General features: G+C 62.4%; 19 protein-coding genes and 1 pseudogene. 12 read left to right on the top strand and 8 right to left on the bottom strand.

What is annotated here, in order from left to right:
- Nucleotides 1-7 precede the first annotated feature (7 nt).
- The gene (locus MOQ67_RS29740; protein ID WP_046487813.1) at nt 8-643 is read right to left on the bottom strand and encodes a C40 family peptidase; all 636 of its coding nucleotides are present in this window, start codon (nt 641-643) and stop codon (nt 8-10) included.
- Nucleotides 644-893: 250 nt separating this feature from the next.
- On the opposite strand from MOQ67_RS29740, the gene MOQ67_RS29735 reads away from it, so the two are divergent.
- A complete protein-coding gene (locus tag MOQ67_RS29735; RefSeq protein WP_017845004.1) occupies nt 894-1,322 on the top strand; it encodes a TM2 domain-containing protein in 429 nt (142 codons plus the stop codon).
- 133 nt (nt 1,323-1,455) lie between these two features.
- Here the strand turns inward: MOQ67_RS29735 and MOQ67_RS29730 are convergent, their stop codons facing one another.
- From MOQ67_RS29730 to gshB, 7 genes are all read right to left on the bottom strand, one after another.
- Nucleotides 1,456-2,727 carry a dihydroorotase gene (locus MOQ67_RS29730; RefSeq protein ID WP_057003953.1) on the bottom strand — a complete coding sequence of 424 codons (1,272 nt, stop codon included), beginning with the start codon at nt 2,725-2,727 and terminating at the stop codon, nt 1,456-1,458.
- Complete coding sequence (locus MOQ67_RS29725; protein WP_017845002.1) at nt 2,724-3,728, bottom strand: aspartate carbamoyltransferase catalytic subunit; 1,005 nt, start codon at nt 3,726-3,728, stop codon at nt 2,724-2,726. The genes MOQ67_RS29730 and MOQ67_RS29725 overlap by 4 nt, the downstream gene beginning before the upstream one ends.
- Nucleotides 3,729-3,752: 24 nt before the next feature.
- Nucleotides 3,753-4,259 carry a bifunctional pyr operon transcriptional regulator/uracil phosphoribosyltransferase PyrR gene (gene pyrR / locus MOQ67_RS29720; RefSeq protein ID WP_017845001.1) on the bottom strand — a complete coding sequence of 169 codons (507 nt, stop codon included), beginning with the start codon at nt 4,257-4,259 and terminating at the stop codon, nt 3,753-3,755.
- Between the two features lie 84 nt (nt 4,260-4,343).
- Nucleotides 4,344-4,781, bottom strand: a complete 438-nt coding sequence (gene ruvX, locus MOQ67_RS29715) for a Holliday junction resolvase RuvX (protein WP_005792259.1) — start codon at nt 4,779-4,781, stop codon at nt 4,344-4,346.
- Nucleotides 4,781-5,350: a YqgE/AlgH family protein gene (locus tag MOQ67_RS29710; RefSeq protein WP_017845000.1), complete on the bottom strand. Its 570-nt coding sequence runs from the start codon at nt 5,348-5,350 to the stop codon at nt 4,781-4,783. The genes ruvX and MOQ67_RS29710 overlap by 1 nt, the downstream gene beginning before the upstream one ends.
- Nucleotides 5,351-5,547: 197 nt before the next feature.
- Entirely contained in the window at nt 5,548-6,453 is a 906-nt protein-coding gene (locus MOQ67_RS29705) for an energy transducer TonB (protein ID WP_017844999.1), read from the bottom strand.
- Between the two features lie 77 nt (nt 6,454-6,530).
- On the bottom strand, nt 6,531-7,484 hold the full coding sequence (gene gshB, locus MOQ67_RS29700) for a glutathione synthase (protein WP_017844998.1): 954 nt from the start codon (nt 7,482-7,484) through the stop codon (nt 6,531-6,533).
- A 239-nt stretch (nt 7,485-7,723) separates the two neighbouring features.
- Here gshB and pilG point away from each other — a divergent pair, with 239 nt between their 5' ends.
- From pilG to MOQ67_RS29645, 11 genes and pseudogenes are all read left to right on the top strand, one after another.
- A complete protein-coding gene (gene pilG / locus MOQ67_RS29695; protein ID WP_010564379.1) occupies nt 7,724-8,131 on the top strand; it encodes a twitching motility response regulator PilG in 408 nt (135 codons plus the stop codon).
- Nucleotides 8,132-8,177: 46 nt separating this feature from the next.
- Nucleotides 8,178-8,543: a twitching motility response regulator PilH gene (gene pilH, locus MOQ67_RS29690; protein ID WP_046487806.1), complete on the top strand. Its 366-nt coding sequence runs from the start codon at nt 8,178-8,180 to the stop codon at nt 8,541-8,543.
- Between the two features lie 12 nt (nt 8,544-8,555).
- A complete protein-coding gene (locus tag MOQ67_RS29685) occupies nt 8,556-9,080 on the top strand; it encodes a chemotaxis protein CheW (RefSeq protein WP_046381763.1) in 525 nt (174 codons plus the stop codon).
- Nucleotides 9,077-11,128: a methyl-accepting chemotaxis protein gene (locus MOQ67_RS29680; protein WP_017844995.1), complete on the top strand. Its 2,052-nt coding sequence runs from the start codon at nt 9,077-9,079 to the stop codon at nt 11,126-11,128. Before MOQ67_RS29685 ends, MOQ67_RS29680 begins: the two co-directional genes overlap by 4 nt.
- Before the next feature lie 162 nt (nt 11,129-11,290).
- A complete protein-coding gene (locus MOQ67_RS29675) occupies nt 11,291-17,110 on the top strand; it encodes an Hpt domain-containing protein (RefSeq protein WP_046487803.1) in 5,820 nt (1,939 codons plus the stop codon).
- Nucleotides 17,103-17,558 (top strand): chemotaxis protein CheW, encoded by a 456-nt coding sequence (locus MOQ67_RS29670; protein WP_017844993.1) that lies wholly within the window; start codon nt 17,103-17,105, stop codon nt 17,556-17,558. Before MOQ67_RS29675 ends, MOQ67_RS29670 begins: the two co-directional genes overlap by 8 nt.
- Before the next feature lie 185 nt (nt 17,559-17,743).
- Nucleotides 17,744-18,127: a polymorphic toxin type 44 domain-containing protein gene (locus MOQ67_RS29665; protein ID WP_079444867.1), complete on the top strand. Its 384-nt coding sequence runs from the start codon at nt 17,744-17,746 to the stop codon at nt 18,125-18,127.
- Nucleotides 18,105-18,524, top strand: a complete 420-nt coding sequence (locus MOQ67_RS29660) for a hypothetical protein (RefSeq protein ID WP_046381766.1) — start codon at nt 18,105-18,107, stop codon at nt 18,522-18,524. The genes MOQ67_RS29665 and MOQ67_RS29660 overlap by 23 nt, the downstream gene beginning before the upstream one ends.
- Before the next feature lie 56 nt (nt 18,525-18,580).
- Nucleotides 18,581-18,682: pseudogene (locus tag MOQ67_RS29655) on the top strand (DUF6124 family protein); the annotation flags it as partial.
- 499 nt (nt 18,683-19,181) lie between these two features.
- A complete protein-coding gene (locus tag MOQ67_RS29650) occupies nt 19,182-19,622 on the top strand; it encodes a group II truncated hemoglobin (protein ID WP_046487987.1) in 441 nt (146 codons plus the stop codon).
- A gap of 43 nt (nt 19,623-19,665) precedes the next feature.
- Nucleotides 19,666-20,046 (top strand): rhodanese-like domain-containing protein, encoded by a 381-nt coding sequence (locus tag MOQ67_RS29645; protein ID WP_046385155.1) that lies wholly within the window; start codon nt 19,666-19,668, stop codon nt 20,044-20,046.
- The last annotated feature ends 5 nt before the right edge of the window (nt 20,047-20,051 follow it).

Here is a 20,051-nt window from a genome sequence, read left to right as displayed (position 1 = left end):
CTTCAGATCAGCGTTGGACGATCCGCAGGTTGTTCTGTTCTTTCGGCAGAACCCGCTTGGCGATCACGTAGTTCTTGTCCCAGAACGGCTTCTTCAGGGTATCGATGCTGACCGACTTGCCGCGACGCGGTGCGTGGATAAAGCGGTCGTTGCCCAGGTAGATGGCAACGTGGTTAACCCGGCGGCTCTTCAATTTGAAGAACAGCAGGTCGCCCGGCTTCAAGTCCTTGCGGTCAACCTTCTGCCCGTGGCCGGCGGCCATGGCGTTGGAGGTGCGTGGCAAATCCACCGCGGCAACGTCGTTGAATGCATATTTTACCAGGCCGCTGCAGTCGAACCCTTTACTTGGGCTGCTGCCGCCCCAACGATAAGGTGTACCGAGCACATTCACGGCGCGGCTGAGGACGGTGCTGCTTTGCTTGGTGTTACCCGCCATCAGGCCGGGTGTTGCCTTACCGTGGGCCTTGCTCAGTTTAGTCGGGCGGCTGACGGTGGGCTTTACGGATTTGGCCGTGCTGGGTGTGCTGTGGACTTTAGGGGTGAAACCGTTGACGTTAGGAAGTCGTTGCTCACGATTGGTGGCGTGGGCGGCCAGTGGCATTAATAGGCAAATGGTTAGCCATGTCTTGAAAAATGGTCGCATTAGGCGTGGCTCTTATGGGTTTGCGCGCAACTTTATAACAGCTTTTTGTGTCGTTCTCAGGCCGTTTGTCGACTGAACCTTGGGGGCAAACTCAGGAAATACGCGACGAATCGCCGCAATTGTCCTACACAAGTCAGGTGGCATCAGGCTTTCAGGGGAGCGAAGATACCATCGGCCATACGTCGGGCGCATGTAAAAAAGTCACAAAGAAAGTGAAAAAATTTATCTATCGCAGCAAAAGAGGTACGCCATGAACACCTATCGACAGGATGTTTCGCAGCAAGACACCCACAGCAAGGTGATCGGTTACCTGCTCTGGATTTTTGGTTTTACCGGGGCGCATCGCTTCTATTACGGCAAACCCGTCACCGGGACGATCTGGTTTTTCACGTTGGGCTTGCTGGGGATCGGCTGGCTGATCGACTTGTTCCTGATTCCGGCGATGGACCGTGAAGCCGACCTGCGTTTTACCGCCGGCCCGATCGAATACAACGTGGCCTGGATTCTGTTGGCGTTTCTCGGGGTGTTCGGTGTACACCGGATGTACCAGGGCAAATGGATCACCGGCCTGCTGTACCTGCTGACCGGCGGCCTGTTCCTGGTGGGGGTGCTGTATGACTTCTGGACGTTGAATACGCAGATATCGATCCGTAACGCCGAGTTAAGAGGCGGGCGCTGATCTCTCAAGCTCTATAGAGAACCCAATGTGGGAGGGGGCTTGCCCCCGATGGCGGTGGACCAGTCAGCTTATCTGTAGCTGACCCACTGCTATCGGGGGCAAGCCCCCTCCCACATTTTTTACCGAGCCCGCTTTAGGCCTGGTAGCTGATGCGTCCGTCCACCAGGGTGTAGCGCACGCTCGCCGGCAGGCTATGGCCGATGAACGGGCAGTTTTCGCCCTTGGACAGCCAGTGCTCGCCGGCAATCGTCGAGCTGGCCGGATCGAACAGCACCAGGTCCGCCGCCGCCCCCACCGCCAACTTGCCCGCTGGCAGGCGCAAGGCTTCGGCAGGGCCTGCACTCAGGCGCGCCAGCAGCGTCGGCAGGTCGAGCAAGCCATCCTCCACCAGCGTCATCGCCAGCGGCAGCAACAGCTCGACGCTGCTGATACCCGGCTCGGTCGCGCCGAACGGTGCCAGCTTGGCATCGCGCTCGTGGGGCTGGTGATGGCTGGAAATCGCCGACACCACACCGGACTTCACCGCCGCACGCAAACCCTCGCGGTCGGCACGGGTGCGCAGCGGTGGTTGTACGTGATACAGGCTGGAGAAGTCGATCAGCGCCTCGTCCGTCAGGATCAACTGATACAGCGCCACGTCCGCCGTCACCGGCAACCCACGGGCCTGGGCCTGGGCGATCAGGGCGACGCCGCGGGCGCTGGTCAGTTGGCTGAAGTGCGCGCGCACGCCGCTTTGTTCCACCAGCAGCAGATCGCGGGCCAGGGCCACGGTTTCCGCGGTCTCCGGGATGCCCGGCAGGCCGAGGAAGCTGGCCACGGCGCCTTCATGGGCCAGGCCGCCTTCGGCCAGGTCGCGGTCCTGGGAGTGGAAGATCACAGTCAGGTCGAAGGTGGCCGCGTATTCCAGGGCACGGCACAGCGTGCGGGTGCTGCGGAAACTCTCCAGGCCGTTGCCGAAGGCCACGCAACCGGCATCGCGCAGCGCGATCAGTTCGGCCAGTTGCTCGCCTTCCAGGCCTTTGCTCAGGGCGCCGATGGGGAACACTTTGCAATTGCCGGCTTCGCGGGCGCGGTCGAGGATCAGCTCGGCCACGGCCGAGGTGTCCAGCACCGGTTTGGTGTGCGGCGGGCAGCACAGGCTGGTGACGCCACCGGCGGCGGCGGCGCGGGTTTCGCTGGTGATGTTGCCTTTGCGGCTGTAACCCGGCTCGCGCAGGGCGACGTTCAGGTCGACCAGGCCAGGCGCGGCCACCAGGCCCTTGGCGTCGAGGGTCTCACTGGCGCTGAAGCCAGCGGGCGCAGCGCCGATGGCGATGATCTTGCCGGCTTCCAGATGAAGATCGGTGACTTGATCCAGGCCACTGGCCGGATCAATGACGCGGGCGCCGAGAATGCTGAGCTTCACTGGGCCTTCTCCTGCTCGAATTGACGTTGCGCGGTTTGCCCGCTCATGGCCATGGACAGCACCGCCATGCGTATGGCGATGCCGTAGGTCACCTGGTTGAGAATCACCGACTGGTTGCCGTCGGCCACCGCCGATTCGATCTCCACCCCTCGGTTGATCGGCCCCGGGTGCATCACGATGGCATCCGGCTTGGCTCCGGCCAGGCGCGTGGTGGTCAGGCCGAACAGGCGGTAGAACTCGCCTTCGCTCGGCAACAGGCCACCGGACATGCGTTCGCGTTGCAGGCGCAGCATGATCACCACGTCCACATCCTTGAGGCCTTCGGTCATGTCGGTGTAGACCTTCACGCCGTATTGCTCGATGCCGATCGGCAGCAGGGTTTTCGGTGCGATCACGCGGATATCCGGGCAACCCAGGGTTTTCAGGGCCAGCATGTTCGAGCGCGCTACCCGCGAGTGCAGGATGTCGCCGACGATGGCCACCGAAAGGTTTTCAAAGCTGCCTTTGTGCCGACGGATGGTGAGCATGTCGAGCATGCCCTGGGTCGGGTGGGCGTGACGGCCGTCGCCGCCGTTGATGATCGCCACCTGCGGGCAGACGTGCTCGGCGATGAAGTGCGCGGCGCCGGAGTCGCCGTGGCGCACCACGAACATGTCGGCCGCCATCGCTTCAAGGTTGCGCAGGGTGTCGAGCAGGGTCTCGCCCTTGCTCGCCGACGAGGTCGACACGTTCAGTGTGATCACGTCGGCCGACAGGCGCTGGGCCGCCAGTTCGAAGGTGGTGCGGGTGCGCGTGGAGTTCTCGAAGAACACATTGCAGATGGTCTTGCCGCGCAGCAGCGGGACCTTCTTCACCGCGCGGCCACCGACTTCGAGGAACGAGTCGGCGGTGTCGAGGATTTCGGTGAGCAGTTCGCGGGGCAAACCGTCGAGGGACAAGAAGTGTTGCAGCTGGCCCTGAGCATTGAGCTGCAGCGGGCGCTTGGCATCTAGAGGCGTCATCGCGGGGACTCTTTACAAGGCGGTTTAAAGGGCAAGGTCTTGCAGTTCGAGTACGAGCGGCGTGGGACCGGACAATTTTACCCGCTGCTGGGCTGAAAGCGACAGGGTCGCGCCGACCACATCCGGGCTGATCGGCAACTCGCCGGCGTCCAGGTCCAGCAGGCAGACCAGCGTCACGCTGGCGGGGCGGCCGTAGTCGAACAGCTCGTTCAGCGCGGCGCGGACGGTGCGACCGCTCATCAGCACGTCATCGATCAGCACCAGGTGCTGGCCTTCGATCTCGAACGGCAGGGCCGACGGGCGCACTTGCGGGTGCAGGCCGTTCTGGCTGAAGTCGTCGCGGTAGAAGGACACATCCAGCGTACCCAGCGGCGAATCGTTGCCCAGCTCTTGCAGCAGCGCCTGGGCCACCCACACGCCGCCGGTGCGAATGCCGATGAAGCGCGGCTCGCTGATGCCACGGTGTTTCAGGTGGGCCTTGAGGCGAATCGCCATCTGGCTGATCAGTTCGGCGGGGTTTGGCAGGCTCATGGTCGCTCCTTCAAGGCCTTGCGCGGCAGGGGTTGCCAGCAAGGACCGGGCTCAAACGTAAAAAGACGCGGCAAGCCGCGTCAGTCAGGATTCAAATAACGCGGTGTTTTCATCCAGCCAACCCTGCAACAGCAAGGCCGCGGCGATGGCGTCCACCGGGTTGTCGCGGTAGCTGCCTTTCTGCCCGCCACGGTCGCGGCGCTCACCCTTGGCTTCGAAGGTCGTCAGGCGCTCGTCGTGGGTATAAAAGGGCAGGTTGTAGCGGCCGTTGAGGCGGCGCGCGAACTTTTCGGCGCGCAGGCACATGTCGCTGGGGGTGCCGTCCATGTTCAAGGGCAGGCCGACCACCACCGCGTCGGGCTTCCACTCCTTGATCAGGGCTTCGACCTGGTTCCAGTCCGGTATGCCGTTCTGGGCTTTCAAGGTACACAGCTCGCGGGCCTGGCCGGTGATGACCTGGCCGACAGCGACGCCGATCTGTTTGGTGCCGTAGTCAAAACCGAGGATCAGACGCAAGGCCATCAGGCGTGCCCCGCCTGGCTGGTCAGCAGGCTGAGGTTGACCCGCAGCTTGGCCGCGGCCGCGTCCAGGCGCAGTTCGGCGGCAGTGTTGAACAGAATGTCGGCATCGTAGGGGCAGGTCAGCCAGGCGTTACTGGCCAGCTCGGCCTCCAGTTGCCCGGCTTCCCAGCCAGCGTAGCCGAGGGTGATCACGCTCTGTTCGGGGCCGACGCCGTCGGCGATGGCGAACAACACATCCTGGGATGTGGACAGCGACACGCCGTCGAGGTCCACCGTGGCCTGGAACTTCGGTCCGGTCGGGTGCAGCACAAAGCCGCGATCGGTCTGCACCGGCCCGCCGATATAGATCGGCACGCCCTGGCAGCGGGCTGGCGGGTCGATCTCCGGGCGCAGTTGCTCGAGGATATCGGCCAGGTTCAGCTCCTGCGGGCGGTTCACCACCAACCCCATGGCACCATTGGCCGTGTGCTCGACAATGTAGGTCAAGGTCTGCGCAAAGTTCGGGTCGGCCATATGGGGCATGGCGATCAGGAATTGGTGCTTGAGGTAGGTCGGGCTGACATTTTTCATGTCCGCTAGTGTGGCGTTGGAGGGGCGAACTGACAAGCTGGGAGTGATCCGAATACAGCGCCGTCGCCTTTTCTGTAGGAGCGAGCTTGCTCGCGAAAAACGCCAACGATAACGAAGTGCTCCAGGTAGAACCGCGTCGCTCTCAAGTTTTTCGCGAGCAAGCTCGCTCCTACAGTGATTGGTGTTGATTGGGGTTATCAGTTGCTGGACAGGCGGTCGCCCTTGGCAAACCGCCAGGTGCGGATGATTTCCAGGCGGTCCACGTCGTTCAGGTCGCCGCTGAACGGCGCAAAGGGCGCGGCCAGGCGCACGATGCGCTGGGCGGCCTGGTCCAGCAGCGGCTGGCCGGACGATTCGAGCACCTGCACTTCATATAACGTGCCGTCGCGGTTGATCGACACCAGCAAGCGCAAATTGCCATAAATCTGCTGGCGGCGCGCTTCATCCGGGTAGTTGAGGTTGCCAATGCGTTCGACCTTCTTGCGCCACTCGTCCTTATACCAGGCGCCTTTGTCGCGCATGGTGGACGCTGCGTTCAGGCGGTAGATGCGCGGGCGCTTGGCGTACAGCTGTTGCTCATTGGCCAGTTCGGCTTCGAGGCTGGAGATCTGGTCGGAGAGCTGCGAGCTGTCGAAGGTCGGCGCCGGCTTGACGGGCTCGGGTCGCGGTTCGGTCTTGGTTTTCTCGCGCTGGGTCGCGGCTTTTTGCGGTTTCGGCGCGACGGTGGTCACCACAGGCTTGGGCGCGGCCTGGGGGACTTCGGGCTTGGGCGTCGGTGGCGGGGAGACTTTATTTACCTTGTTGTCCTGGAACGGCGCCACTTCGGTGGTCTTGGGCACGGCTTTCTTGTCCAGCGTGCCGCTGCCCTGCTGATTGTCCTGGGCGAGAAAATCGGCCTTCTCGGGCTTCTTTTCGCTCTTGAACGTGGCGAGGGTGATTTCCAGGGTCTTGGTGATTTGCTTGGGTTCGACCATGGTGAAACCCACGCCGAGGATCAGCGCCAGGTGGATCAATGCCGCGAGAAACAGGGTAAATCCGAGCCGATCAGCCGGGCGCACGCCGCTGGGGGAGGGTTCGAAGGGCAGATCGGACGGGAGTGTCATGACAAGAAAACCAACATCGCGTGTTTCACAGGTGGCGCATGATAACGCAATGTTGGCGGGTGTCCGGCTGTTCTATGTCACTTGGCTTGTAGCTTGCGCTCAATCGCGGCCATCAGCATTTCGCCGATGTTCGTGCCAAATGCATTGTCGATCTCGCGAATACAGGTCGGGCTGGTGACGTTGATTTCGGTGAGGTGTTCACCAATTACGTCGAGGCCTACGAACAGCAAACCTTTTTCCCGCAGGGTCGGGCCGACCTGGGAAGCAATCCAGCGGTCCTTGTCCGACAAAGGCCGGGCTTCGCCACGACCGCCGGCCGCCAGGTTGCCGCGGGTCTCGCCGGCTGCCGGGATGCGCGCCAGGCAATAATCCACCGGTTCGCCGTCGATCATCAGGATGCGCTTGTCGCCGTCCTTGATCGCCGGCAGATAAGCCTGGCCCATGATCTGCTGGGTGCCCAGGGCGGTCAGGGTTTCGAGGATCACCGACAGGTTCGGGTCGCCGGCGCGGTGGCGGAAGATCGAGGTGCCGCCCATGCCGTCCAGCGGCTTGAGGATCACATCGCCGTGCTTGGCGGCGAATTCGCGCAGCACATCGGCGCGGCGGCTGACCACGGTCGGCGGCGTGCAGTGCGGGAACAGCGTGGCGAACAGCTTCTCATTGCAGTCGCGCAGGCTCTGCGGCTTGTTGACGATCAGCACGCCGGCGCGCTCGGCCTGCTCCAGCAGGTAGGTGGAGTAGACGAATTCCATGTCGAACGGCGGGTCCTTGCGCATCAGGATCACGTCCAGGTCGCTCAGGGGGCTGTCGATTTCGTCTTGCAGCTCGAACCACTTTTCAGGGTTGGCGAACACCTCGAGCGGACGCATCCGCGCACGCGCCTCGCCGTCGCCCTGGTAAAGGTCGCGCTGTTCCATATAGAACAGGCTCCAGCCGCGGGCCTGGGCGGCCAGGAGCATGGCCAGCGAGCTGTCCTTTTTATAGGAAATGCTGGCGATAGGGTCCATGACAATGCCGACGCGAACGCTCATGGGGGATTTCCTCTAGCAAATTAGGGCGCATAAAAGTGGCGTCAGAGTGGCGCTGCGACTGTTGTGGGTCAAGGAAAAACCACCTGGCGGGTCGCTCGATAGATTGCTCCACGAGACTGTGCTAAAAAGACTGCCACGGCGCAGCAGCCCCTGAATTCCAAGGCTTGTGACGCTCATCCTGGGCAGTATCAGGCCGTACACACCGAAAACCGATTCGCTGTGGCGATGGTAGAGCAGATATGGAACAGCATTCCAACGCCTTGAGAGTGATGGTGATCGACGATTCGAAAACGATCCGCCGCACCGCCGAAACCCTGTTGAAGAACGTGGGCTGCGATGTCATCACGGCCATCGATGGTTTCGATGCCCTGGCCCGGATTGTGGATCATCACCCGCACATTATCTTTGTCGACATCATGATGCCGCGCCTGGATGGCTATCAGACGTGCGCCCTGGTGAAGAACAACCCGGCGTTCAAGTCGATCCCGGTGATCATGCTGTCTTCCAAGGACGGCCTGTTCGACAAGGCCAAGGGGCGTATCGTCGGTGTCGATCAGTTTTTGACCAAGCCTTTCAGCAAGGAAGAACTGCTGGGCGCGATCAAGGCCTACGTGCCGGGTTTCGCCGCAGTAGAACAAGCACACTGACGCAACCTCACAAGGGCGTGCGTCTTCCAATGTAGTGGGGAAAACCATGGCACGTGTTCTGATCGTCGACGATTCGCCGACCGAAATGTACAAACTGACCGGCATGCTGGAAAAGCACGGTCATCAGGTCTTGAAAGCGGAAAACGGTGCCGACGGCGTGGCCCTGGCCCGCCAGGAAAAGCCCGACGCGGTCTTGATGGACATCGTGATGCCGGGCCTCAATGGCTTCCAGGCCACCCGCCAGCTGTCCAAGGAGCGGGAAACCAACAGCATCCCGATCATCATCATCACCACCAAGGACCAGGAAACCGACAAAATCTGGGGCGCGCGCCAGGGCGCCAAGGATTACCTGACCAAGCCGGTGGACGAAGCCACGCTGATCGCCACCCTGAACAAGGTCTTGGCCCGCTGACGGCACGCCATCATGACCGAGTCGCTAACCGCCTTCGAGCTGCTGCTGGACATCGACCGCCGCTGTCGCCTGCTGGCCGCTGACCTGCCGTCCCAGGAAACCCGCCTGCAAGGCTGGAGCGGGATCGGCTTTCGCGTGGGCGAACAGTGGTTTGTCGCGCCCATGCGCGAAGTCGCCGAAGTGCTGCATGAGCCGCGCTGCACTTTAATGCCCGGGGTCAAGACCTGGATCAGAGGAGTCGCTAACCTGCGTGGGCGCCTGCTGCCGGTGATGGATCTCGGCGGGTTCCTCGGCCATGCGCTGTCCAAGGCAGACAAGCAGCGGCGGGTATTGGTCGTGGAATACCAGGACATATTTATCGGGCTGCTGGTGGACGAGGTGGTGGGTATGCAGCATTTCGCACAAGACGCCTTGTTGCCCAGCGCCACCCCCGGCGTACCCTTTATCAGTGGCCGGTTCGACGCTGATCAGCAATGGCAGGTCTTCAGCCCCTTCGCTCTGGCCCAGGCCCCTGGCTTCATGGATGTTGCCGCATGACCACCGCTACCACGCCCAAACCCCAGGCAGGCTCACGCAGCCGCTCGCAGATCATCGTGCTGTTTATTGCGCTGATCGTGTTCATCATGTTGCTGTTCGCCAACTTCGCGTACCTCAACACCCAGTCCACCTACGACAAGCAGTACATCGGCCACGCCGGTGAGTTGCGGGTGCTGTCCCAGCGTATCGCCAAGAACGCCACCGAAGCCGCCGCCGGCAAGGCCGCGGCGTTCAAGTTGCTGGCGGAGGCGCGCAATGACTTTGCCCGGCGCTGGGGTTACCTGAAAAAGGGCGACCCGGCCACCGGCCTGCCCGCCGCGCCCAGTGCGGTACGTGCAGAGATGCGGGCGGTGCAGACCGACTGGGAAGCGCTGCTGAAAAACACCGACGCGATCCTCGCCAGCGAACAGACCGTGCTGTCGTTGCATCAAGTTGCCGCGACCCTGGCCGAAACCGTGCCGCAACTGCAGATGGAATCGGAAAAGGTCGTGGATATCCTGCTGCAACGCGGCGCTCCGGCCAGCCAGGTAGCCTTGGCCCAGCGCCAGTCGCTGCTGGCCGAGCGGATCCTGGGGGCGGTCAACACCGTGCTGGCCGGTGACGAAACCGCCGCGCAGGCCGCCGATGCCTTTGGCCGCGATGCCAACCGCTTCGGCCAGGTGCTCACCGGCATGCTCCAGGGCAACCCCGGGCTGCGCATCACCCAGGTCGAGGACCACGACGCACGGGCGCGCCTGGCGGAAATCGCCGAGCTGTTCGAGTTTGTCTCCGGCTCCGTGGACGAGATCCTCGAAACCTCGCCGCAACTGTTCCAGGTCCGGGCCTCGGCGAGCAATATTTTCAACCTCTCGCAAACCCTGCTCGATGAAGCCTCGCTCCTGGCCACCGGCTTTGAAAACCTCGCCGGCGGGCGCAGCTTCGACACGATCGGCGGCTATGTGCTGGGCTTGCTGGCGCTGGCCTCGATCATCCTGATCGGCCTGGTGATGGTCCGCGCCACCAACCAGCAACTGCGGGAAACCGCCGAGAAGAACGAGCGCAACCAGAACGCGATCATGCGCCTGCTGGATGAAATTGAAGACCTGGCCGACGGCGACCTCACCGTGACGGCCTCGGTGACCGAAGACTTCACCGGCACCATCGCCGACTCCATCAACTATTCCGTGGACCAACTGCGCGACCTTGTCGCTACCATCAACCTCACCGCCGGCCAGGTCGCCGGCGCGGTGCAGGACACCCAGGCCACCGCCATGCACCTGGCGCAGGCCTCGGAGCATCAGGCCCAGCAAATCGCCGAGGCCTCCACCGCGATCAAGCAGATGGCCCAGTCGATCGATCAGGTGTCGGCGAACGCGGCTGAATCCTCGGCGGTGGCCGAGCGCTCGGTGGAAATCGCCAACAAGGGCAATGAAGTGGTACACAACACCATCCACGGCATGGACAACATTCGCGAGCAGATCCAGGACACCGCCAAGCGCATCAAGCGCCTGGGCGAGTCGTCCCAGGAGATCGGCGACATTGTCAGCCTGATCGATGACATCGCCGACCAGACCAACATCCTTGCGCTCAACGCCGCGATCCAGGCAAGCATGGCCGGGGATGCCGGGCGCGGCTTCGCGGTGGTCGCCGATGAAGTGCAACGCCTGGCCGAACGCTCCTCGGCGGCCACGCGGCAGATCGAAACCCTGGTGCGGGCGATCCAGGCCGACACCAACGAAGCCGTCATCTCGATGGAACAGACCACCACTGAAGTGGTGCGCGGCGCACGGCTGGCCCAGGACGCCGGGGTGGCGTTGGAAGAGATCGAAGGCGTGTCGAAAACCCTGGCGGCGCTGATCCAGAGTATTTCCAACGCGGCGCAGCAACAGACGTCGTCGGCGGGGCAGATCTCGCTGACCATGAACGTCATCCAGCAGATCACCAGCCAGACCTCATCGGGCTCGACCGCCACCGCCGAGAGCATCGGCAACCTGGCGAAGATGGCCAGCCAGCTGCGCCGCTCAGTATCGGGCTTCACCCTCCCGGCTGCTAAGCAGGCTGATGATTGAAATGCAATCCAAATGTGGGAGGGAGCTTGCTCCCGATGGCAGTGGGTCAGTCAATGAATCAGGTGACTGATACACCGTCATCGGGAGCAAGCCCCCTCCACATGTGATCTCGCTCTTTGTTTCAAGAACACCAGCAACTCATGAATTCTAAGCGGAGCAGTTATGGTTGATCGGCACGACTACGTGGCCCTCGAATGGGTCAAGGGCGACATTGCCGAAACCCTGAAACAGGCCCGTTCGGCGCTGGACGCGTTTGTCGAAACCACCGACAACGACACCCTCGGCGACTGCCTGGCGTGCATCCATCAAGTGCATGGCGCCTTGCAAATGGTCGAGTTCTACGGCGCGGCGCTGCTCGCCGAAGAAATCGAAGCCCTGGCTCTGGCCCTGCAGGCCGGGCGCGTCAGCCAGCGCGATGAAAGCATCCGCCTGCTACAACAAGCCCTTGGCCAATTGCCGCTGTACCTGGACCGCATCCACAGCGCGCGCCGCGACTTGCCGCTGGTGGTGTTGCCGCTGCTCAACGACCTGCGCAGTGCGCGCGGCGAAAGCCTGTTGTCCGAAACCAGCCTGTTCAGCCCGCAACTGCTGTCGATTGCGCCGTTGTCCGAAGAAACGCTGGCGCAACGCGCGCCGCCCGACCTGAACGAGCAGGTGCGCCAGTGGCACCTGCTGCTGCAACAAGCCCTGGCCGGGTTGCTGCGCGAAGATCACGGCCCGAGCAACCTGGAAGACATGGCGCGAGTCTTCGCGCGCCTCGAAGCGCTGTGCCAGGGCGCGCCGCTGTTGCCGCTGTGGCAAGTCACCTCGGCGCTGGTCGAGGGCATGTTGACCGGCGTGATCGCCAACAGCCCGGCGCTGCGCAGCCTGCTCAAGGCCAGCGACAAGCAACTCAAGCGCCTGCTCGTCCAGGGCATTGGCGGCATCAACCAGCCGGCGCCGGATGAACTGCTCAAGAGCCTGCTGTTCTACGTCGCCAAAGTCACCCGGCCAACGCCGCGCATGCAAAGCCTGAAAGAACGCTACGGCCTCGATGAAGCCTTGCCCGACAGCGCCGTGGTCGATGCCGAACGGGCGCGCCTGGCCGGGCCGGACCGCAATGCGATGGGCTCGGTGCTCGGCGCGTTGTGCGAGGAGCTGGTGCGGGTCAAGGAACGCCTCGACCTGTTCGTGCGCAGCGACCGTCAACACACCAGCGACCTCGATGCGCTGTTGGCGCCGCTGCGGCAAATCGCCGATACCCTTGCGGTGCTGGGCTTTGGCCAGCCGCGCAAAGTCATCATCGACCAGCTTGCAGTGGTGTTGAGCCTGGCCCAGGGCCAGCGCGAACCCAACGATGCGGTGCTGATGGATGTCGCCGGCGCCTTGCTCTACGTCGAAGCCACGCTGGCCGGGATGGCGGGCACGGTCGAGCCGGAAAACCGCGAAGAAAGCCGTTTGCCCACCACCGACCTGACGCAGATTCATCAGTTGGTGATCCGCGAGTCCTGCCAGTGCCTCAAGCAAGCCAAAGAGCTGGTGATCGACTGCATCGACGCCCAGTGGGAGCGCCAGCGCCTGGAGTCCCTGCCGGAGCTGTTGAGCCAGGTGCGCGGCGCCCTGGCGATGATTCCACTGCCACGCGCAGCGAGCCTGATGCGCGGTTGCACTGATTACGTCGATGAACAACTGATGATCAACGACGCTGTGCCGTCCGCAGAGCAGTTGGAGCATTTCGCCGACGTGATCAGCGGCCTGGAGTACTACCTGGAGCGCATGCTCCAAGACCCCGACGCCGCTGGCGAACGGGTGCTGGAGCTGGCCACCCGGGGCCTGGCCGCGCTGGGTTATCTGCCTGCCGAAAAGCCCTGGCGCCAGGCGCTGGTGGCGCCGGATGGTGCGCTGTCGAGCGAGAGCACGCCGAGCCAGTCCCAGTTCGACGCGCTGGCCAATCCCGCTTCGCGCTTGAACCCGCCCGCCCTGCAACGCCCCGGCAGCCTGCTGCCGCCGCCGGCCGGTGAAGAGCCGATCGACGACGAACTGCGTGAAGTGTTCCTCGAAGAGACCGCCGAAGTCCTCGAGGTGCTGCACCACCATCTGCCGAGCGGCGTCGATAAAACCGCCCTCGGCGAAATGCGCCGTGCCTTCCACACCCTCAAAGGCAGCGGCCGCATGGTGCGGGCCCTGGTGCTGGCGGAACTGGCCTGGGCCGTGGAGAACCTGCTCAACCGCGTGCTGGAGCGCAGCGTGGCCGCCGGCCCCGAGGTGCAACAGGTGCTGGATGAAGCAGTGGCCCTGCTGCCGGAACTGATCGCCGACTTCGCCGCCGGTGCCCAGCGCCAGCGGGACGCGGTCGACGCCCTGGCCGCGCGCGCCCACGCGTTGGCCAGCGGCGCTGCCGTGGCGGCTGCCGAACCCCATGACCCGATGCTGCTGGAGATCTTCCGCAACGAAGTCCAGAGCCACCTCGACAGCCTCAACCATTTCCTGCGCCAGGCCGCCGAGCATGTGCCGCTGCAAGTCAGCGATGAGCTGCAACGCGCCTTGCACACCCTCAAAGGCAGCGCCTACATGGCCGGCGTGCTGCCAATCGCCGAACTGGCGCGCCCGCTCGATCACCTGACCCGCGAGTACAAGGCCCACCGCCTGCCGTTGGACTTGGATGAAGTGGAACTGCTGCTGGAGGCCGAGGGCCTGTTCCAACGGGGCTTGCGCCAGTTGAACGGCGACCCGCTGATGCCGATCCAAGGGGCCGCCGACCTGATCGGTCGCACCCAAAGCCTGCTCGATCAGCAGCTTCAAGCCCAGCTCGAAGCGCCGAGCACCGGGCTGCGGATCAAGCGTGATCCGCAACTGATCAACAACTTCCTGGCCCAGGGCATGGACATCCTGCTCGACGCCGAAAGCCTGCTGCGCCGCTGGCAACAACACCCCGGCGAACGCCAGGAACTGACCGCGCTGCTGGATGAATTGACCACCCTGGGGCAGGGCGCGCACCTCGCCGATCTGCACGCCATCGACGAACTGTGCGAAGCCCTGCTCGACCTTTACGGCGCCGTGGAAGAAAGCAGCCTGGCGGTCAGCGAGCGGTTTTTCCAGGAGGCCGAACAGGCCCACGAAGCGCTGATCAACATGCTCGACCAACTGGCCGCCGGCCAGGAAATCAGCCCGGCCCCGGCGCGCATGCAAGCCTTGCGCGAGCTGCTGGATGGCGCCCTCGACCCGTCCGCCACCGGCCTGATCAAAAGCGACGGCAGCCGTGCGTTGAGCATCTCCGAACTGGGCGCCGCGACGGCCCGCCTGGATCGGCACGCGGTGGTAGATGATGAGATCGTCGAGATCTTCCTCGAAGAAGCCGTGGATATCCTCGACAGCGCCGGGCAATCCCTCAAGCGCTGGCTGCTGGAACCCGAGGGCGTAGCGCCGTTGACCTCGTTGCAGCGCGATATGCACACCCTCAAGGGCGGCGCGCGCATGGCCGAAATCGGGCCGGTCGGCGACCTTGCCTACGAGCTGGAAGGCCTTTACGAAGGCCTGGCGGACCGCCGCTACAGCTATTCCGGCGAGCTGTCCCAGGTGCTGATGTCCAGTCATGAGCACTTGGCGTTGCAGTTGGACCAGTTGCAAGAGCATCAGGCGCTGAGCGATTCCAGTGAGTTGATCGCCAAAGTCCGGGCGTTGCGCCACAGCGGTTCGCCCACGGCGCCGGTCGCGACCGCGCATACCTTGGGCATCGACCCTGAGTTGCTGGATATCTTCCTCGAAGAAGCTGCCGACATTCTCGACAGCTCGGGCGCGGCGTTGCTGCGCTGGCAGGCTGAGCCTCACAACCGCCAGGAAGTCGAAACCCTGCTGCGCGACCTGCACACCCTCAAGGGCGGTGCGCGCATGGTCGAGATCGGCCCGATCGGCGACTTGGCCCATGAGCTGGAGTTTCTCTACGAAGGCTTGTCCTCCGGTTTGCTCGTGGCGTCCTCTGAGTTGTTCGCCTTGCTGCAAGGTTGTCACGACCGCCTGGCGCAGATGATCGATGCGGTGGCGGCGGGCTTGCCGGTGGGCTCGGTGGACAAACTCATCGAGCGCATCAAGAGCCTGGTCCACCCCAGCGATGAGCCGGTGGCGGCGGTGGCGTTGGTGACGGGCAAGGCCGAAGTGGCTGTCGAACCGACGGCCGACATGGTGAAAATCTCCGCCGACCTGCTGGACGACCTGGTCAACCTGGCCGGTGAAACTTCGATCTTCCGTGGCCGAATCGAACAGCAGGTCAACGACGCGCAGGTTGCCCTCAACGAGGTGGAAACCACCCTCGAGCGCATGCGCGACCAACTGCGTCGGCTCGACAGCGAAACCCAGGGCCGCCTCTTCAGCCGTCAGCAGGCCGAAGCCGAGCGCTTGGACTATGACGAATTCGACCCGCTGGAAATGGACCGTCATTCACAGTTGCAGCAACTGTCCCGGGCGTTGTTCGAGTCTGCCTCCGACTTGCTCGACCTCAAGGAAACCCTCGAACGCCGCAACCAGGATGCCCACGACCTGTTGCAGCAACAGGCGCGCATCAACACCGAATTGCAAGAAGGCCTGATGCGAACGCGCATGGTGCCCTTTGAACGCATGCTGCCGCGCCTCAAGCGCATCGTGCGCCAGGTCGCGCAGGAGTTGGGCAAGGACGTGGAATTCGTGGTCGGCAATGCCGAGGGCGAGATGGACCGCAACGTGCTGGAACGCATGGTCGCGCCGCTGGAACATATGCTGCGCAACGCCGTCGATCACGGCCTGGAGTCCCGCGAGGCGCGGCTGCTGGCCGGCAAGCCCGAGAAGGGCCGCGTCACCCTGGACCTGACCCACGAAGGCGGCGATATCCTCTTCGACCTGCGCGACGACGGTGCCGGCGTGTCTCTCGATGCGGTACGGCGCAAGGCGATCAAGCGCGGCCTGCTCGCCGCTGATCAAGAGATCAGCGACCATGACGTGTTGCAGTTCATCCTGCAGCCGGGGTTCTCCACCGCGGAAAAGATCACCCAGATTTCCGGGCGCGGCGTGGGCATGGACGTGGTGCATGAAGAAGTGCGCCAGCTTGGCGGCTCGATGTTTATCGATTCGATACCGGGGGCGGGCGTGCATTTTCGTATTCGCCTGCCGTTCACCGTGTCGGTCAACCGTGCGCTGATGGTGCAGTGCGCGGACGATCAATACGCGATGCCGCTCAACACCATCGAAGGCCTGGTGCGCGTGTTGCCCCATGAGCTGGAAGGGCACTATCAACTGGACCCGCCGCGTTATGAATACGCTGGCCAGCGCTATGAGCTGTTTTACCTCGGTGACCTGTTGCACACGGTCGCCCGCCCGAAACTGCTGGGCCAGTACCAACCGTTGCCGGTGCTGTTGGTGCAGTACAACGAACGGCACGTGGCGGTGCAGGTGGACAGCATGGCGGGGAGCCGGGAAATCGTGGTCAAGGGCCTGGGGCCGCAGTTTGCCGGGGTGAAGGGGCTCTCCGGGGCGACCATTCTCGGCGATGGCCGCGTGGTCTTGATCATCGACCTGCTCGCCCACATCCGCGCCCGGCAACCGGCCTTGCCGGCCCAGGTGGTGGACGTCCCGCTGCTGCTCAACGCGCCGCTGAAAAAGCGCCCGCTGCTGGTGCTGGTGGTGGACGACTCGGTCACCGTGCGCAAAGTCACCAGCCGCCTGCTCGAGCGCAACGGCATGAACGTCCTCACCGCCAAGGACGGCATCGACGCCATGGCCGTGCTGGAAGAACACACCCCGGACCTGATGCTGCTGGACATCGAAATGCCGCGCATGGACGGTTTCGAAGTGGCCATCCAGGTGCGCAACGACCCACGGCTGATGCGCTTGCCGATCATCATGATCACCTCCCGCACCGGCCAGAAACACCGCGACCGCGCCATGGCCATCGGCGTCAACGACTACCTCGGCAAGCCGTATCAGGAGTCGGTGCTGCTGGAAAGCATCGCCTATTGGAGCAAGTCCCATGCTTGACCACCGCACGAGCCAACTCACCGGCCTGCTCCTGCCCCTCGCCGACCGCCACCTGGTGCTGCCCAACGTCGCCATCGCTGAACTGATCGACTTCCAGCGCGGCGAACCGGCCAGCGACGCACCGCCCTGGTACCTGCGGCAAGTGACCTGGCGCGACCGGCAATTGCCGCTGATCAGCTTCGAAGCGGCCTGCGGTGAAGCCAGCGTGACCGGCGAGCGCTCGCGCATCGTCGTACTGAACGCCCTGGGCGGGCGGCCGTCATTGAAGTTCATTGCGATGGTGATCCAGGGGATTCCCCGCTCCTACAAACTCGATAGCCAGTTGAGCTACGTGGATGTGCCGCTGTGCCCGCTGGAACTGGCGGCGGTGCAGGTGGGGGAGCATGTGGCGAAAGTGCCGGATTTGATGGGGTTAGAAGCCCTGCTGGTTGAATCCGGCCTGGCCTGAACATAAGCCTTGCGATGATCCCGATGTGGGAGGGGGCTTGCTCCCACACAGGTTGGCGTTGAGCGCACTGATGTCAGAATTGAATGTTGTTTATGTAGGCAAGTTCTTTGCCTGGATTGGACAGGTTTTCTGGCCTGAGTGGGATGCTAATTTCAGCACCCCTCACTGCCAACAAGGACCGGCACATGGCCGTACCGTTAATGCCGCCTGGTGTTTCACTTCTAGAAAATATGGCAATAGCCAAATGCAAGCGTGTTCATCTCCAGTCAGGCTCGGCGTTCGCCTACTCCTGGTTTTATTCTCAGGTCAGAGCTGCCGGGCCATGGAACTACAAGAAGCGAGGGCGCCAATACGAGGCTTTTGGTAACTTCAATTACGGTGCAACTGGTACGGTGTTGGGCATTCCTGAGCACGTGTTGCTGCGCGCCGCTGGTGTTGCTCAGACCATCGCAAAAACCACCCATCCGGATTTTGGATCATGGTGGGGAGGTGATCCTTTTGGTGATGACCCGCGAGATCAATATTGGATAAGGAGAGGTATTGAGTATGCGATTTCTCAAGGCCACTGAAGGCTTCATACCGATCCTGCGTAACTGCCTGTTAGTGGTCTGCCTGATTTATATCGCGGGCAGTTGGGTCATGTCGCCCGGGACACCGGATCTGGATGAGGTGGTGTTGAAACATTCCTTGGGCAACGGCACCTCAATCTACGGCGCGCGGGATGGGCAGGGTGGTGCGACGGTGGGCTTTTCCTACAGGTACTACGTTCATAAGGACCTGGGGAGTGATCAGGAAATACTCACAGGGTTGGTGTCGGCTCATCCATTTCTAAAAACCAAAGAACCCGATGTGCAAGTAAGTGAGCATGAGGGCGTGCTTCGGTTGGATATTCAGGGGGGCGTGTATGAGTACAACAGCTACGCCCTCGAAGGTCTTGGAGCGGTCAAGGTGGTGATGGAGTTGTGATGAGTCAGCGTTCGGATTCTTCCTGCAATATTTTGCGCCCTGCATGAACGTGTCGCTCGCAGCGCGCAATCATGCTCGGAATCCAGCAAATGGCGGCTTTGGGGCAGTTGCTGGTCGACAGAGCGCGGGATCAAGTCAGCCCTTCTCCAGCATCTTGAAACGTTCCCAAACAGCGACTGATCACTCCCTTTTGGGGACCGCTATTTAAAAGACACCACCGAACAAATGTGGGAGGGGGCTTGCCCCCGATGGCGGTGTGTCAGTCTCAGTATCTGTAACTGAGCCACTGCCATCGAGGGCGAGCCCCCTCCCACACAGGTTAGCGCTCGTCTTCAGAGCTCAATCAATCCGCTGCTCCCAATGCTCGGCCTGCCACACGTCGTAGGCGCTCGCCCGCACCCTGACTGCCAACCACTGCCGTCATAGCCGATTGGCAGAAGATGTGACTGCCAACGCATCTGCCATCTTCGTGCTCGAATAGTTAAGTATTTGTTATCAATCAATAAAAAACACATTTCCGCTCTTGGCATGGCGCGTGCTAACTGCCTGGTCATGGCCCGTTCCGATAAACGACGGCGACGTCATCTGCCAATGGCAGTGCTGTGTGACACATGCGCTTGCGGGCGGGATAAAGTTCCAACATTGAGTGCTGACGATATGACTGAACTATTGAGTACCGTGCATAAGAACAACACCAGTACTTATCTCCAGTTAGGGGGAGAGGCGGGTATCCATAAACTGGTCGACCGCTTTTACGAATTGATGGAGGTGCTGTGCGAGGCGCGAAGAGTGCGCCAGATGCACCCGCCGAGTCTTGCCGGCAGCGCCGACAGTCTATTCAAGTTCCTGAGTGGCTGGCTTGGCGGCCCGCCACTGTTTCAACAGGAACGTGGCCACCCGCGTTTGCGCATGCGACATGCGCCCTTTGCAGTCAGTATTGTCGAGCGCGACGAATGGATGCTGTGCATGTGTCAGGCAATCAACGAGCAGGTGGATGACGCAGTCCTGAATGCGAAGCTGCAACGTATGTTTTCCGAAATGGCCGACCACATGATTAATACCGATGGCAGCCGCGCAGGTGTTGCGGCGCCGCTTTGAACGTCGGCTAACTCTCCCAACTGGACGCTTCCCAAATACCATGATTAAAACTGCCCACGATCTTGTAGTAGACGCTAAAGCCCGTATCGAAGAAGTTGCCATCGAAGACGTTGACCTGGCTATCCAGAATGCGGATGTACTTATTGATGTACGTGAAGCCGACGAGTATGCCGCAGGTCATATCTTGGGCGCTGTGCATGCCTCGCGCGGAATGCTGGAATTTAAACTGTCCAACGATACCGCACTCAGTTCGCGGGACCTTAAGGTCGTGCTGTACTGCAAAACGGGTGGTCGTGCAGCACTCGCGGCTGTATCGCTGCTTGATATGGGCTACCTGCACGTAACATCGATCACCGGAGGGTTCGACGCATGGGTGAGTGCGCAAAAGCCGACTGTGGTTCCGCATTTACCTCGCTTCGAGTAGCGCCG

Source organism: Pseudomonas sp. LY-1, from assembly GCF_053502595.1.
This window is presented reverse-complemented; position numbering and strand designations above follow the sequence as displayed.